At 64.5% G+C, this 15,324-nt stretch carries 15 protein-coding genes and 1 tRNA gene; 8 read left to right on the top strand and 8 right to left on the bottom strand.

What is annotated here, in order from left to right; all coding sequences use genetic code 11:
• Positions 1-9: 9 nt before the first annotated feature.
• A complete protein-coding gene (locus BJ6T_RS20020) occupies positions 10-465 on the top strand; it encodes a PaaI family thioesterase (RefSeq protein WP_225894828.1) in 456 nt (151 codons plus the stop codon).
• Between the two features lie 40 nt (positions 466-505).
• Here BJ6T_RS20020 and BJ6T_RS20015 read toward each other — a convergent pair whose 3' ends face one another.
• A complete protein-coding gene (locus tag BJ6T_RS20015) occupies positions 506-724 on the bottom strand; it encodes a DUF3126 family protein (protein ID WP_007602550.1) in 219 nt (72 codons plus the stop codon).
• Positions 725-845: 121 nt separating this feature from the next.
• Positions 846-1,670 carry a serine O-acetyltransferase gene (cysE, locus tag BJ6T_RS20010; protein WP_014494283.1) on the bottom strand — a complete coding sequence of 275 codons (825 nt, stop codon included), beginning with the start codon at positions 1,668-1,670 and terminating at the stop codon, positions 846-848.
• Positions 1,671-1,947: 277 nt separating this feature from the next.
• On the opposite strand from cysE, the gene BJ6T_RS20005 reads away from it, so the two are divergent.
• Entirely contained in the window at positions 1,948-3,324 is a 1,377-nt protein-coding gene (locus tag BJ6T_RS20005; protein WP_014494282.1) for a hypothetical protein, read from the top strand.
• Here the strand turns inward: BJ6T_RS20005 and BJ6T_RS20000 are convergent.
• The gene (locus tag BJ6T_RS20000) at positions 3,310-4,065 is read right to left on the bottom strand and encodes an alpha/beta fold hydrolase (protein WP_028170185.1); all 756 of its coding nucleotides are present in this window, start codon (positions 4,063-4,065) and stop codon (positions 3,310-3,312) included. The genes BJ6T_RS20005 and BJ6T_RS20000 overlap by 15 nt on opposite strands.
• A gap of 37 nt (positions 4,066-4,102) precedes the next feature.
• Positions 4,103-5,239 carry a hypothetical protein gene (locus tag BJ6T_RS19995; RefSeq protein WP_028170186.1) on the bottom strand — a complete coding sequence of 379 codons (1,137 nt, stop codon included), beginning with the start codon at positions 5,237-5,239 and terminating at the stop codon, positions 4,103-4,105.
• A gap of 330 nt (positions 5,240-5,569) precedes the next feature.
• Here BJ6T_RS19995 and BJ6T_RS19990 point away from each other — a divergent pair, with 330 nt between their 5' ends.
• Together BJ6T_RS19990 and BJ6T_RS19985 are read left to right on the top strand one after the other, a co-directional pair.
• Positions 5,570-5,815 carry a zinc-finger domain-containing protein gene (locus BJ6T_RS19990; RefSeq protein WP_008562814.1) on the top strand — a complete coding sequence of 82 codons (246 nt, stop codon included), beginning with the start codon at positions 5,570-5,572 and terminating at the stop codon, positions 5,813-5,815.
• Positions 5,816-5,834: 19 nt separating this feature from the next.
• A complete protein-coding gene (locus tag BJ6T_RS19985) occupies positions 5,835-7,037 on the top strand; it encodes an FAD-dependent monooxygenase (RefSeq protein WP_014494279.1) in 1,203 nt (400 codons plus the stop codon).
• Between the two features lie 21 nt (positions 7,038-7,058).
• Here BJ6T_RS19985 and BJ6T_RS19980 read toward each other — a convergent pair whose 3' ends face one another.
• The gene (locus BJ6T_RS19980; RefSeq protein WP_014494278.1) at positions 7,059-7,484 is read right to left on the bottom strand and encodes a hypothetical protein; all 426 of its coding nucleotides are present in this window, start codon (positions 7,482-7,484) and stop codon (positions 7,059-7,061) included.
• Positions 7,485-7,659: 175 nt separating this feature from the next.
• Here BJ6T_RS19980 and BJ6T_RS19975 point away from each other — a divergent pair.
• Together BJ6T_RS19975 and BJ6T_RS19970 are read left to right on the top strand one after the other, a co-directional pair.
• Positions 7,660-7,748 (top strand) — tRNA-Leu (locus BJ6T_RS19975).
• Between the two features lie 239 nt (positions 7,749-7,987).
• A complete protein-coding gene (locus tag BJ6T_RS19970) occupies positions 7,988-8,947 on the top strand; it encodes a phosphatase PAP2 family protein (RefSeq protein ID WP_014494277.1) in 960 nt (319 codons plus the stop codon).
• A 19-nt stretch (positions 8,948-8,966) separates the two neighbouring features.
• Here BJ6T_RS19970 and BJ6T_RS19965 read toward each other — a convergent pair whose 3' ends face one another.
• Together BJ6T_RS19965 and BJ6T_RS19960 are read right to left on the bottom strand one after the other, a co-directional pair.
• Positions 8,967-10,253, bottom strand: a complete 1,287-nt coding sequence (locus tag BJ6T_RS19965; RefSeq protein WP_043900391.1) for a hypothetical protein — start codon at positions 10,251-10,253, stop codon at positions 8,967-8,969.
• Positions 10,254-10,501: 248 nt separating this feature from the next.
• Positions 10,502-11,281, bottom strand: coding sequence for a crotonase/enoyl-CoA hydratase family protein (locus BJ6T_RS19960; protein ID WP_014494275.1), 780 nt, complete (start codon positions 11,279-11,281; stop codon positions 10,502-10,504).
• 98 nt (positions 11,282-11,379) lie between these two features.
• Here BJ6T_RS19960 and BJ6T_RS19955 point away from each other — a divergent pair, with 98 nt between their 5' ends.
• Positions 11,380-11,961, top strand: a complete 582-nt coding sequence (locus BJ6T_RS19955) for a TetR/AcrR family transcriptional regulator (RefSeq protein ID WP_014494274.1) — start codon at positions 11,380-11,382, stop codon at positions 11,959-11,961.
• Between the two features lie 180 nt (positions 11,962-12,141).
• Positions 12,142-13,344: a multidrug effflux MFS transporter gene (locus tag BJ6T_RS19950; RefSeq protein ID WP_225894829.1), complete on the top strand. Its 1,203-nt coding sequence runs from the start codon at positions 12,142-12,144 to the stop codon at positions 13,342-13,344.
• Between the two features lie 202 nt (positions 13,345-13,546).
• Here BJ6T_RS19950 and BJ6T_RS19945 read toward each other — a convergent pair whose 3' ends face one another.
• Positions 13,547-15,142 (bottom strand): glycosyltransferase family 39 protein, encoded by a 1,596-nt coding sequence (locus BJ6T_RS19945; protein ID WP_080588761.1) that lies wholly within the window; start codon positions 15,140-15,142, stop codon positions 13,547-13,549.
• Between the last annotated feature and the right edge of the window lie 182 nt (positions 15,143-15,324).

The following is a 15,324-nucleotide window of genomic DNA, read 5'->3' as shown; positions in this document are numbered from 1 at the left end:
CGGATCGGTTTGCGCCGCATTGACCGGCTGATAGGCTCGTCGCCAACAACATCAAGCGCGGTGATCGACGTGATCGATGCAGCAGCAAACCTGCCTCCGGGCGCCCAATTGTTGGGGCGCGAATGGCTCGGCTTTGACGAGGGCGGGCAGGCCCTGATCCGCTTCCACGCTCAGCCCGCGTTCACCAACAGGCATGGCACGATCCAGGGCGGCTTCCTGGCGGCAATGCTGGACTCCGCCACCGGGATTTGCGCGCTGGCCGCGCTTTCTCCTGACTTGACCGTGGTCACAAGGAGCTTGGACACGCGCTTCCTGAAGCCCGCAGCAGTTGGATCGATCACGGCAAGGGCACGGGTCATCGAACGGACGGATCGCGACATGGTCGTGCAAGCCGAGCTTGTCGATGCGGACAGCATCATTGTCGCTGATGCCACGGCGCGGCTGCGCATTCTGTCAAAGCAATAGGTACGGCGTCGCGACGCGCGCGACGCCGTCGGGCGCGAGACTATTCCTGATCGACGAGATCGTCCTCGAGGATCGCCATCTGGAATTGGAACGAGCGATCATCATCCTCGTCATCGACGAAGAGCACGCCGATGAACTCCTCGCCGATATAGACCTCGGCGGAATCATCCTTCTTCGGCCGCGGCACGACGCGGATCTTGGGATTGCCGAATACGCGCTTCAGATACGCGTCCAGCTTTCTGACTTCTTTGACGTCCACGGCAAGTCTCCGATCGAAATTGGTCGGCGGGTTTTAGGACGAGACGCGACGAACCGCCAGCTTGAATTGCCAAAGAATTTGGGGACGAGCTGGGCCGGAGAATCCGGCCCTTTTCTCTCGCTCAAAGTCCCATCGCGTTGATCATCTGATCCATGGTGCGCGACGGCTCGGCGCAGCCGGCTTCACCAACGATCTTGGCGGGCACGCCGGCAACCGTGACGTTGTGCGGCACCGGCTTGACCACGACCGAGCCGGCGGCGATGCGCGCGCAATGGCCGATCTCGATGTTGCCGAGGATCTTTGCGCCGGCGCCGATCAGGACGCCGTGACGGATCTTCGGATGACGGTCCTCGTTCTCCTTGCCGGTACCGCCGAGCGTGACGCCGTGCAGGATCGAGACGTCATCCTCGATCACCGCGGTCTCACCGCAGACGAAGCCGGTGGCGTGGTCGAGGAAGATGCCGCGGCCGATGCGCGCGGCGGGATTGATGTCGGTCTGGAACACCGCAGACGCGCGGCTCTGGAGATAATACGCAAAGTCCTTGCGGCCCTTCAGATAGAGCCAGTGCGCGAGGCGATGGGTCTGGATGGCGTGAAAGCCCTTGAAGTAGAGCAATGGGTCGATGAAGCGCGACGTCGCGGGATCGCGGTCGTAGACGGCGACGAGATCGGCGCGGAAGGCGTTGCCGAGATCGGGAGCCTCGCGCAGCGCCTCGTCATAGGTCTGGCGAACGAGATCACCCGACAGCGCGGAATGATCGAGCCGGTCGGCGAGACGATGGATTACCGAATCTTCCAGGCGACTGTGATGCAGCACCGTCGAGTAGATGAAGGTCGCAAGCTCCGGCTCGCGATGGACGATATCCTCCGCTTCGCCGCGGATCCGATCCCAGATCGGATCGAGCGTTGCGAGCTTTCCTCCCGGACTGACCTGATGCACTGCCATAGGATCTGCTCTTTCGAATTGGCTCATTTTGCTGGCTCTATACCACAGTCTAGCCGACGAAGTCCCGACGGGCTTGCCTGAGAGTGAACAGTGAGTTGCTCCGCGAAAGCACGCCAACGCCTTGAAACGCAACAATTTCTTCTGACGCCCCCAGGCGGCGAGGTCGGCTCAAAATGGTCAGGATTTTGCCAAATTCAAGCCGGGCGGCGTCAAACTATTGGTGAATTCCGCCTCGACGGCTATTGCGGGCATGGTCGGGGAACACGACGGAGCGGATTTGAGCATCACCACCGACCAATTGCGCGCGGGCGCCAGGGGCTCGCTTTGGCTGCGGCTGGCGGCGGTGGGGCTACCCCTCCTCTTGATCGCACCGGCGTTCTGGAACGGCTATCCGCTGTTGCAATGGGATACCGGCGGCTATCTGGCGCGCTGGTACGAAGGCTATCTGGTCCCGAGCCGCTCCACCGTGTTCGGCCTCTATCTGCACTACGGCGAGAATTTCGGCTTCTGGATCAATCTCGCGGGCCAGTCGCTGGCGACGCTGTGGCTGTTGCAACTGACGCTGCGCGTGCTCGGGCTGATGCAGACGTCTCGCTTCGTCGCGATCAGCCTCAGCCTGATCCTGTCGACCGCGCTGCCCTGGCTCGCGAGCATGCTGCTCACGGACATCTTTGCGGGGCTCTCGATCCTGTCCCTGTTCTTGCTGGTCGTCGGCGCGAGCCGGACGTCGGGCCTCGAAAAGATTTCGCTGTTCGTCTTCACCGCCTTTGCCGCCGCGACCCACAGCGCCACACTCGGCGTGCTGTTCGGTCTCTGCGCTGCCGGCTGGATGGTGCGGCCGTTCCTCGGAGCGCGCCTGCCGCTCGCCGGATTGGCGCAGGCAAGCCTCACCATCGTCGCGGGCGGCCTGATGCTCGTGTCGGCAAACCATGCGCTGTCGGGCAAATGGGCCTGGACGCCCGGCGGCTATGGCGTCGCTTTCGGACGCATGATGCAGGACGGTATCGTCGCGCGCTTCCTGAACGATCATTGCCCGCGCGAGCACTACAAGCTCTGCCCCTATCGCAACCAATTGCCGGCGACCGCCGACGAGTTCCTGTGGGGCAAGAGCATGTTCAACACGCTCGGCCGCTTCGAAGGCATGAACGACGAGATGGGTTACATCGTCGTGCATTCGCTTGCCGACTATCCGGCGTGGCAGGCCGGCGCGGCGTTGCGGGCGATGGGCCAGCAATTGCTGCATGTGGCCACCGGCGAAGGCACCAGTGTCTGGATCGGGCACACCTACGGCATCATCGAGCGCTACATCCCGGCGCAAGTCGCGCCGATGCGCGCGGCGCGGCAACAGAATCACGGCCTCGATTTCGATCACGTCAACTGGCTGCACGTTCCCGTCGCGCTGGCCTCGATGCTGGCGCTGGTCGGGTTGCTCGCGCATGCGCTCGCAAGCCGTCGGCTCGACGATCTGACGCTGCTGGCAGCAACCGTCACGCTGGCGCTGCTCGGCAACGCCTTCATCTGCGGCGTGATCTCGGGCCCGCACGACCGCTACGGCGCACGGATGGTGTGGGTCGCGACCTTCGTGGTGCTGATGGCGCTGGCGCGTCGTATCGGTGACGACCAGCCTGACGACGAGACCTCAGCCGCGGCGTGACAGGAAGTCGAGCACGCCGGTCTTGTAGACCTTGTCGCCGACCGCACGCATGTGGTCGCGGTTGGGGATATCGAGCACTTCCGATCCCGGGATGATGGCGCCGAGCGCGCTGGCGGATCCTGCGACGTCGTCGGTGCTGCCGACCGCGATCAGCACGGGCACGTCGATGCGCGCGGCCTCTTCCTTTGTCATGAGGTCGCGGGTGCCGCGCAAGCAGGCGGCGAGCGCACGACGGTCGGAACGGGTCTGATCGGCGAAGGCGCGAAACGTGCGGCCCACCGGATCGGTGACGTCGTCGAGCGAGGGCGCCTCCAGCGCCTTCGCGACGTTCTCGCCGGGCCCGGTGCCCTCGATCAGGCCGCCGATGCCGATGCCGCCGAGGATCGCCGAGCGCAGGCGCTGCGGCTCGTTGAGGGAGAGCCAGGCCGTCATCCGTCCGCCCATCGAATAGCCCATCATGTCGGCCTGCGGAATCGCGAGGTGATCCATCAGTGCGAGCACGTCGCCGGCCATGGTCGGGATCGAGTATTGCGTGGGCTCGTAGAGCTTTGCGCTTTCGCCATGGCCGCGATTGTCGAGCGCAATGACACGGCGACCGTTCTTGCGCAGTTCCGAGACCCACGTCGGATAGACCCAGTTCACGTTCTTGCTCGAGGCAAAGCCGTGCACCAGGATGATCGGATCGCCCTCGCCTTCGTCGAGAAAGGCAATTTCAACGGCGCCGTTGTGAAAGCTCGGCATCAGCAGTTCCGTGGTCTTGAGGGGGAGAGCCTTGATCTTAGGCCGTGACGGCCGCATTCGCCAGCGCAGCTTCGGCGGCGATCTTGGCACGGCGAAGGCGCCGCGCCCGTCTGCGATCGCACCAGGCCTGGGTCAGGCGCTCCGTCGCCGCCTTGATCGAGGACAGCAGGCCGAACAGCGTCAGTGCAGCGCCGAACAGCCAGAGCGCCAGATCGAACATGCCGCCGACGAGCAGGAGCGCGCCGCGGCCGAGCAGTTTCATGATCGCGCGGGTCTTGCCGCCCTGCGCTTCCGCAAGCCGGGCCGCGCGCGCGACGTCCTTCGGGCCTTCGGCGATGCGCAGCGTATCCATGGCGCCGCGCGTGCCGGTCCTTTCGGCAACGCGGGTGACGTCCTTGCCGAGCCGGACCAGCGCACCGGCCTTCTCGGCACGGAACGCGGCCTTGATCGCGCTCGCGGTCTCGCCGGGGCGGAACACCGAACCCTTGGCGACGGCGTTCTGGAGCATCGGCGTATCGACCACCTCACGCGCCGACCGGCCGGCCCATGCGGCGAGTCCCTCGCCGAGCCGTCCGACCTTGCGGGCATCCTTCACCAGCGTCAGTCCAGCGCGAACAGGCGCAGCGCTGCCAACGGAGACGTAGGTCACGGCCGTCACGGCGAGGCCCGCGGTCGCAAGCCCCAGCACCAGGCGATCGGTGTCCTCGCCCATGGCAAGGTGCTTGCCCTCGCGCACGACGTCCCTGATGTCGCCGATCACGAAGAGATCGCCGGCGACGGTTCCGGACAGGCTCGCGACATCGTCGGCGTTGCCGGTGACGAGGCCGGTGGCGAACCGTTTGGCGAAATGCCGCGTGGAATTCTCTTCCTTGACCGCATCGCTCACGCGGTTGAGGAGGTCGTCGGGCAGCGCGATGTTGCGTTCACGCGCCAGCGCGACAAAACTGTCGGCGAGATCAGCGTCGCCGGCGGCGAGCGCGGCCTCGATATTGTCCTGAACCAGGCGGTCGTTCTGCCGCAGCAGCGCATCGAGCTTGAGCTCGGAGAGCGCCGCCGGATCGTCCTGGGCGGAGAGGAGCGCGCCGGCCTCGCGGGCATGCGGCGCTACCTGCGCGAGCATGAAGCTGCATGCTGCAATACCGGTCAACGCCGTGCTGATTCGCAGCCACTTCATGCCAAGAGTGATACCAAGAGTTGTGCCAAGAGCCTGGACGATCCCGAGATCATTGCGCCTGATGGTTGGTCTTTCGTCGCAATTCCGCTTGTCCAAAGACATAGTATGCCAAAATTGCGACACAACGTCCCCGACGAAAGAAGGGCTTCTCTCAGGCCGCAAGATTGTGTCGAATTTGCATGAGCAAATGAGCATGGGGCAATTGCGAACCTTTCGGTTCCGCTGGACTAGCAATCATCTGCACCCAACAGTATGGTCCGCGGCGCCTCAAAGATGCCGCGTCAGTGTTTGATTGTGTCTGCCGCCATTGCCACTCCAGGATGAACTACGATGTCCGACCATGTCGTCCCGCACTTCCACAACGATGCCGGTGTCCCCGTCATCGAGATCGGCTCGCAAGAGTTCATGTGCGTCGGCGCCAATCCTCCGTTCGATCATCCCCACGTCTTCCTGGACCTCGGCAACGACAACGAGATCATCTGCCCCTATTGCTCGACGCTGTACCGTTTCGCCGCCGACCTGAAGCCGGGCGAAGCCCGTCCGCCGGAATGCGTGCTGAAGGACAAGGTGGCCTGACCGTCCCCATCGGTCAGGGGTGGCGCTCTCCCGAACGATTGTCATCGCCGGTGCCGGCATAGGTGGACTGACGGCCGCGCTTGCGCTCGCCGCCCGCGGCTTCCGCATCGTCGTGCTGGAAAAGGCCGAACGGCTCGAGGAAGTCGGCGCCGGCCTGCAACTCTCCCCCAATGCCAGCCGCGTGCTGGTCGAGCTCGGCCTCACCGAGCGGCTCAAGCGAAGCGCCGTCACGCCTGATGCGCTCTGCGTCATGAGCGCGCGGGCCGGCGGCGAACTGCTGCGCATGCCGCTCGGCGAAGCCGCTTCCGCGCGGGCCGGCGCACCCTATTGGGTGGTGCACCGCGCCGACCTGCAATCCGCGCTGGCCGGCGCCGTCTCCGACCATCCCGATATCGACCTGAAGTTAGGTGCGACCTTCGAGGACGTGGCGCCCCACGCCAAGGGGCTGACGGTCGTCCATCGCAGCGGCACGATACGCCGCAGCGATCTGGCCAGCGCGCTGATCGGCGCCGACGGCATCTGGTCGACGGTACGCCAGCATCTGTTTCCCGAGGTGCAGCCGCGCTTCTCCGGCCTGATCGCCTGGCGCGGCACGCTCGATGCCACGCAACTGCCGAAGGATTTTACCGCGCGGAGGGTGCAGCTCTGGATGGGGCCGAACGCCCATCTCGTCGCTTATCCGATCGCCGGCGGCCGCCAGATCAACGTGGTCGCGGTGCTGCCGGGGACCTGGAACAGGCCCGGCTGGAGCACGCCGGGCGACCCGTTCGAGGTGATGGACGCCTTCGCGGCGCCGCGCTGGCCATCGCAGGCCAGGATGATGCTCACGGCCGTCGACAATTGGCGCAAATGGGCGCTGTTCGGCGTGCCCGACGGCTGCCCGTGGAGCCAAGGACCGGTCGGCCTGCTCGGTGACGCCGTACATGCGATGCTGCCGTTCGCGGCCCAGGGGGCCGGCATGGCGATCGAGGACGCCGCCGTGCTCGCTCGGCATCTGAGCCTCGAGGCTGCCGAGAGCACGGCCGACGTTACGGCGGCGCTGAAGCAATATGGCCGCGCGCGACAGGCGCGGGTGCGGCGGGTGCAGCGGACGGCGCGGCAGCAGGGCCGGATCTATCATCTCGGTGGGCCGCTCGCGATCGCGCGCGATGTTGCGATCCGCGCGCTCGGCCCGGAGCGCATGCTGGCGCGGCAGGACTGGATCTACGGCTGGCGGCCCTGATGGGGGCGCAGTCGTGCCGGCTCAGCGAACGGCGCTGCCGGATCGCGGGGCGGGCTTGATGTCCGGCCGCTGCGGAGCAGAGGCCGCCGGCGCCGCACCGGGCGGCGTTTCCCGGCACTTGTTGCGGCGCCAGGCCTCTTCGACAAGTTGCGACTGCCCGCGCACCGCGATGTAGTCGTTGCGATAGGCGAGCTCGGACACGACCGCGCCTCCCGCCCCGGTCTGCGCCTTGTCCATCAGCCTCTGCAAATCGGCGGTGCGGGTGGCGAGCGCCTTACGCTCAGCCTCGAGTTGCTTGCAGTCGTACAATTCGTACTTGCCGGGATCGGCAAAGGCCGGCGCGACCGTCTCGGTCATGCCAGCGCAGCCGGACAGCGCGGCGCCCGCGGCGAGCAGCGCCAGAAATGCGCCCGAGTCGCGCAGCCGAGAGGAAAACGAAGCAGCCATGCCGGATGAATAGTCCCCGTGGATTGAGAATGCCTAAAGCAACAACAGATGTCCGGATTGAGGCTTTGCCTTGCGCAGCCGGCTCGCTTAAGGAAGAACCGCCCATCCGGCCCGCGACACGCGCCAATTCCAGACGGCCGGAGGTGGACTTAACTAGTTGATCTCGTTGGATCAAGCGGGCATGGCGGAATTGGTAGACGCAAGGGACTTAAAATCCCTCGGCGCGCAAGCGCTGTGCCGGTTCGACCCCGGCTGCCCGCACCATCGGAGTTGACCGCGAGGCGCGCAACCGTAACCGTCGATCGACAAGTTCGTAGCCGCATGCATTGACGACACTGCGGAGCCACCGTCGTCGCCGCCAACCACCGTTCTTCGCTCTTGCGCGGCTTAGGCGAGCTCTTCCAGTCAGACATCTTTAACTAGATTCATTCAAGGAGTGTTGAGTTGTTCTAATTCCTCCTTAGGTTGCGCGACTCTCCGCCGCGTCCACCCTTGGGAATGAAATGCTCGTCGCGCCCGACTGTCAGACTGAGGCCTACGAACTTTACGTGCGCAACTGGATCGCGCTGGCTGCGCTGGCGCTGTTCGTTGGCATATCGCTTCCGATAGCTGGCTTCTCCTGGGGGCTCGACAGGGAGGCGTGGATCGGCCTGCTATCCTGCGGCACCTTCATCGCGCTCGGACACCTCCTCATGTCGCGGCCCTACGGCCTGCGATTGGGCTATGTTCTCGTCTCCATCGCGCAACTGGGTTGTCTTTCAATTGTCGGGGCTCTCCTCACATACGTGGCGGCGTCGGCGAACCTGGCGCTCCAGGATGCTGCGCTGGATCGTTGGGACAGGATACTCGGGCTGGACTGGGCTTCCTACTACAGGTTCATGACCGCGCGTCCCGAAATTCTCCCCTATGCCTACACAGCGTATGCGGCAATCGCGCTGCCTCCGTTCGGAGTTCCGATCGTCCTTGGGCTGACGAAGAACTATGCGCGGCTACAGCGCTATACGTTGGCAACGCTGCTCACGCTTCTCATCGTGGCCTTCATATCCGCGCTGATCCCGGCGATCGGCACGTATCTCCAGCATGATCTGTCGCCGGAGTTCTCGACCTACTCCGCCACCGGCTATCTGATTCAGCTCGAGCGGTTGCCGGCGATCAGGAACGGCGATCTGCACATTCTCAACCTTTCCCATATTGGCGGCATTGTCACATTTCCCAGCTTCCATGCTGCCGCGGCAGTCCTCGCATTGTGGGCGTGGTGGGGCGTATGGTGGATGCGCCCGGGGGCACTCATGTTGTGCACCTCGACGATGGTTGTAACGCCCTTGCTCGGAGGCCATTACTTCGTGGACGTCTTTGCCGGAATAGCTGCCGCGGGCCTTGCAATCGCCTTGTCATCCATCGTGAAACGCCCGCTGTCGGTTCTCCCGAAAGCTAGGACTTCGTTGCCTGTAGCGGGCACGTAACGAGCGTGCCGACGGCGCTTCACGTCGACCGGCTATCTTTCGTCTCCAGCCGCTTCGGCTCGGCGCGAAAGTCGAGCAGCAGGATCCAGAAACTTGTCAGCGCAATGATGAGGAGGATGAAGCTGCCCTCGAATGCCGTCCCCAGAATCGAGATCAGTGCCGGAAAGGCCAGACCGACGGCGAGGAACGCGGCAAGTGACAGGGCCGGAAGATCGACGACGAGGATCGCGGCATAAAGCGCGAGCTCGAAGAAGGCATATTCCTTGAGGCGCGGCGAGCTGAGATAGAGCGCAAACATCGCGAACACCGTGATGCGCATGGCGACGCGCGGATGATCCATCAGCCAGCGATCCAGTTGCGCAAGAAGTGATCCGCCTTCCGGCGCCGGCCGGCTCTTGACCACGCGCAGGATGGACACGGCGAACGGCACCAGCACGAGCGCGAGTGCTGCGAATGCATAGGTCGCGAACGTCGCCGCCTTGCGGCCACCGAAGCCGGCAAAGTCCATGAGGTCGCGTGCCGCCAGCAGCAGCGACGGATTGATCTCGAAGAGATCGACGAGATGCTGGTCGGGGATCTTTCCGCCCATCGCCAGTTGCCAGCTTGCAAACAGCTCGGGGTACATCAGCCGCGATATCAGGATCGGCAATGCGAAGCTGAACGCCGCGACCGCGATCAGCGCGAGCTTGCGGCCGCGCGGCAGCGGCAGGAAATAGAGCGCGGCCAGCACGGGAAAGAACACCAGCTTGAACGACGTCACGAGGCCGAGCAGCGCGGCGCCGGCGAGCCGCAGCGGAAAGTTGCTGTCCTCAGGCGCATCGGACGCGGACAGAGAGAGCAGAAACCTCAGCGCAATCGCGGTCAGCACGCCGCTCAGGATCGCGAAGTTGCCGGACGCCTGCACCCATTCGAAACCGACGAACGCGCCGATCGCGCAGAGCACCCTCAGCGCAACATCGCGCGCGCTCGGGCGCGTTCGGCCAAGACCGGGCAAGAGGAGCCCGCAAAGCACGGCGAGGACAGGAAAGATGCCCTTGTAATGATCGACCAGAAGTCCACCCGCGCACAAGGGGCGGAAGACATCCAGCGTCACCGGCAGATAGGGATAAGAGAGCTTGGTGCCCTTCAGGTTCTTGACGAAATAGGGATCGAGCCCGCCGGCATACGCATCGACCGCCGCGCAATTGACGCGGGTGTCCCAGCCATATTTCATATCGAGCACGGCGTCGTTGGCGAGATTGCCGAGCACCAGCAGTGCGGTCAGTGCGATCAGGCAGGCGAGCCAGAAGTTCCGCCGCGAAGCCATGTCGGCCGAGGGTTCCAACCATCGTGCTGCACCGGTGACGTCGGACACAATCGGATACCTTGTTTGGCCGGGTTTCTCCCGGCGCCAACGCGGCGCCAGGCCGTGCCACCATGGACAGGATGGGTTGCGGATTCATCTCCCCTGTGCGTTGCGCTCGTGCTTATGGTGAATCCCTGGTTGCCAGCCGTCCGCCTGGACGGCGGGGAACCGGTTCCCTGTCGCCACGACCGCCAGATCCGCCGCACCACCTACCGCGACGAGCGGGCGGCAAGCCAGGTATCGAGTGCTTCGCGCGTGTCCCGTGTCGCCGCCATGCGTGCGAACTGCTCGCTCTCGAAGGCGAGGCCTTCCGAGATCGAGACGTTGAGGCCCCGCGTGGCCGCGGTGATGACCCGGGCGACCGCCAGGTGCGAATGCCGCGTGATGCGGCCTGCCAGCGCGAAGGCTGCGTCCAGGAGCTGCCCGTGCGGCACGACCTGGTTGACCAAACCGATTTCATGAGCCCGCTGTGGTGAAAAGGAATCTCCTGTCAGGAGATATTCGAGCGCCCGCTTCCGGCCTGCGAGCCGTGGCAGGCGCTGCGTGCCGCCGAAAGTCGGCGTGATTCCGATCGCGATCTCGGGCTTGGCAAAGCTCGCCCGCTCACTCGCGACGGCGAGATGCACCGCTTCCGTGATCTCGCAGCCGCCGCCGAAGGCGATGCCGTTCACGGCGGCGATGATCGGCTTCGGAAACGCCTCCATGCGCGCCGTCATCGCCTGCCCGCGCCGTACGAAGGCCTTTACCGCCGCATCCGGCCCGCATCTCACGCTCTCCGAGAACTCGGCGATGTCGGCGCCGGCCGAGAAGGCGCGGTCGCCTGCCCCGGTTAGGATCACGGCGCGGATATCGGCATCGTCCTCGATACGATCGAGGATCGCCATCAGGCGGTCGACGAGGGCGTAGCTCAGCGCATTGAGCTTGTTCGGACGATTGAACGTCAGCAGCGCGACAGCGCCTCGCGTTTCGGAGAGTACGAGATCAGACAAGTGCAGGCTCCTTCCAGGTCGAATTCGAGGTCGAACAGGTGCGGAAGTCAGCCACAGCGGTCTTGTCGTGTATACTCACTAGGCAGTATACATTGGCGATGTCAGGCAAAGGCGACACCACACGCGAGCAGATCGTCATCGCGGCGACGCGCCTGTTCTATGGCGAAGGCATCAGGGCGGTGAGCATGGACGCAGTCGCCGAGAAGGCCGGCGTCACCAAGAAGACGCTCTATTATCACTTCACCAGCAAGGACGAGCTCGTCGCCGAGACCATCGCGGCCAGGGACCAGCCGACGCTGGAGCTCTATATGCGCTGGTTCGCCGAGACCGAGGGCACGGTGGCCGACAAGGTCCGCGGTCTCTTCACAAGGCTCGGACGCTCCATGGATACGCCGCGATGGCGCGGCTGCGGATTCCTGCGCACCATCGCCGAGCTCGCAAACACGCCGGCACATCCCGCAGTCAAGGCCGGCGCGGCGCACAAGAAGCGTTTTGAAGCGTGGCTCGAAACCGAATTGCGCGAGCATGGCGTTGCCGGTGCAGCGGCGGTCGCGCGCCAGCTCGTGATCCTGCTCGACGGCGCCACGACCGTGATGCTGATCCATCGCGATCTCGACTATGTCGACACCGCGGGACGCTTGGCGCTCGGCCTGGTCGAGCAGGCCGGTAGCGCACGATGATGGACGATGCAGCCCTTCCCGAGCCCGGCGACATCACCAGTTCTTGAGCACCCGCCTGTCAGCCATCCCGAAACATGGGTTGTGCGACGCAACATAACCGATAGAAAAGCCTCTGATTTTCAGAGGTGAGCTTTGTCCGACGTCAATGCCGACGATTGGGTGTCCTCGGGACACCGGCCCATGGGTTTTCCAGAATTCGTCATCGTGATCGCGTCCATCATGGCGCTGAATCCGCTTGCGATGGACATGATGCTGCCGGCGCTGCCCAACATCGGGGCAGCCTTCGCCATTCCCAATGCCAACCATCTTCAGCTGGTGCTCTCGACCTTCCTGATCGGCTTCGGCGCCGGCCAGTTCGTCATGGGCCCGTTGTCGGACCGCTTCGGGCGCCGTCCGGTGCTGCTCGGCGGCATGGCGGTCTATGCGGTGGCGAGCGTGCTGGCGGTCGCCGCGCCCTCGTTCGAGACGCTGCTGCTGGCGCGCGCGCTGCAAGGGCTCGGCACGTCGGCAACGCGCGTGATCGCGACCTCGATCGTGCGCGACTGTTATGTCGGCCGCCGGATGGCGAGCGTGATGTCGCTCGCCATGATGGTGTTCATCGCGGTGCCGGTGATCGCGCCCTCGTTCGGGCAGGCGGTGCTGCTGGTCACGCAATGGCGCGGCATCTTCGTCGTACTGATGCTCTACGGACTGCTCGCGCTCGCATGGAGCGTGCTGCGGCTGCCTGAAACCCTCCCCGAGTCCGAGCGCAGGTCGCTGGCGCCCACAGACGTGCTCTCGGCGTTCCGGCAGACCGTGACCAACCGCCAGACCATCGGCTATGCGACGGCCGCCGGCAGCGTGATAGGGGCGCTCTTTGCCTATGTCTTCTCGGCGCAGCAGGTCTTCACCGGCATCTATCATCTCGGCCACTATTTCCCGATCGCCTTCGCCGCGATCGCAGCCGGCACCGCGATCGCCGGCTTCCTCAATGCGAAGCTGGTCGGGCGGCTCGGCATGCGCGTGATCTCGCACGGCGCGCTGACGCTCTACACCGCGGTTGCGGGCGTGATGCTGCTGACGGAAAGCCTCGGCATGCTGCCGCTCTCCCTGTTCATGGTGCTGTCCGCCCTGATGATGTTCTCGTTCGGCATGATGGTCGCGAACTTCACCGCACTGGCCATGGAGCCGCAGGGCCACATCGCCGGCACCGCCTCCTCGCTCTACGGCTCGATCACGACGCTGATCGGCATCGTCGTCGGCATGGCGATCGGGCAGAGCTTCGACGGCACGCTGCTGCCGTTCTCGGTCGGCTTCTTCCTGTCGACACTGGCGGCGCTTGCGATCGTGCTGGTGGTGGAAAAGGGACGGCTGTTCAAGCCGCATCATCGTCCCATCGCATGAGGAACTTCCCGGCCGCATCGATGTTGTACTGCAGCAATTCGAAAGGCCGCCTCATGGAACCGGAACATCGCGAAGACAACACCACCCCGGATCGGGCGGAAACGGAACACTCGACGTCGGCCGCCGAGCGAACTGCGTTCACTCCCCCTTCGCGAGCGAAGGCCTTGAGCGGATCCGCGACAGCCACTGCTGAGCGCGAAGCCTAGTCCGTCGGGCGCCTGCTGGCGCTGAAGTCCTGCGCGGCGCTCTCGGGCGTCGCGCTACTCGTTCGCGGCGGCACGATCAGCACGACCACGTCTCGTGTCAGGCCGGGCTTGCCCCATAGCGTTGCCTGCACGGTGAACTGGCGCCTGACGAAATGCTCGGCGCGCGCAGATACGAACTCCATCCACCTGCCGCAATAGTCCTGGCCGCTGAAACAGAGCGCGGCCCAACCGCGATCCAATGTCGTCTTTCGCGGCATGCCCCACGTGTACTGAAATTCGAACGGCCGCGCGTAAAACGGATGGTCCGGACTGTAGAACGCGGTCGCAAAGGCCAGCGAATCGTCGCCACTGACGGCGCCGAGCGGCTCCCCGGTCAGTTCGTGCCATTCGCGAGTAATCTCGTTAGCTACCTGCGCGTAGAAATTCCGGCCCTCTTCGTAGCCGTGATTGTTGCGATAGACGGCGTGAATCGGGGCCGCGACGAAGACAGCGGCGAGCCCAACGATTGCGGTGATGATCGTGACATTGACGGTGTAGAATCTTTCGATCGGGTAGCGCGTGCCGCAAACGATCAGCACGACGAACAGGAACAGCCCCTGCAACGCCCATAGCGACGGTAGATCGGTGCCCATCGCCAGCGACGTCAGGACCGGCAGCACGATCGTGCCGATCGCTACGTAGAAAAGGAGCCGCAGACCAGAGCTCATCGCGGCGAAATCGGCCGGGAATTGCTTCAGCCGCGTGCCCGCGATGAACACCCAGATGACGGCTGATGCGCTGACGGCCGCCGCCAGTCCGAGCAGGAAGTTCTGCACTTCACCAAGTGAACTCGCGAAGTTGCCGTTGGCGTGCGCCATCGCGTAGGTGAAGGCCGACGCGCCGGTCGTCGCGAGCCAGTAGATATGCGGCGACAACACCGCGAACCCGACCACAACCGATATCCACGGCGAAGCGGACGTGAAATAGGCGCGGCGCGCGGGATGAGCCAGCGCGGCAAATGCAAAGCTCGCCACGAGGAATACCGAATAATATTTGCCGACCATCGCCAGCGCCGTCGTGCATCCTACCGCGACCGCCCAGGCCGCGCTGCGGGTCTCGAACGCGCGCAGAAAACACCAGGTCGCGAGCGGCCAGAGCGCGAGCAGCACCGCATTGGCGTTGAAGCGCTGGGCGTGGAATTGATAGGCCGGCGTCAGCATCAGGAGCAGCAGCACCAGGATGCGTTTGTGCTCGGTCACGAACTGCCGTGCGATCCGGTCGACGAAAAACAGGGCGAGCCCGGCATTGGCCATCGCCATCAATTGCAGCGACCAGTCGCTGAGCGGGAAGACGGCGGTCCACACCGCCGTAACCCAGCCCACCAGCGGCGGATGCTTGTGATAGCCCCACGCGAAACGGCGCCCGAGCGTCCAGGCCTCTAGGGTATCAGGGTGCAGGCCGCTGCCGGCATAGGCGACGGCCAGATAGACCGTCCAGAGCGCGACGAAGCACACAATGAGGAGCGGAACGGCCCAGCCCGTCTCGACGCCGTCGAGCCAACGCAGGAACGGCCGGCGCCATCGGGCCGGCGCGCGATCGGACCGTTCGGCCATCGCCTGGAGTGCAAAATCAATCGGCACGGAAACAATACGGGAAGGAAAGTGATGTGCGAGCTGCGCACATCTATTTCAAGTCAGAAACAAATAGCAATGATTGGACACTAGAAGAGTTAAAAGCTGACGCGAGGCTGACAAACGAAAACGGCGCCGCTGATGACAGCGACGCCGCGTAACGA

The organism is Bradyrhizobium japonicum USDA 6 (assembly GCF_000284375.1).
GTDB classification, from domain to species: Bacteria; Pseudomonadota; Alphaproteobacteria; order Rhizobiales; family Xanthobacteraceae; genus Bradyrhizobium; species Bradyrhizobium japonicum.
This window is presented reverse-complemented; position numbering and strand designations above follow the sequence as displayed.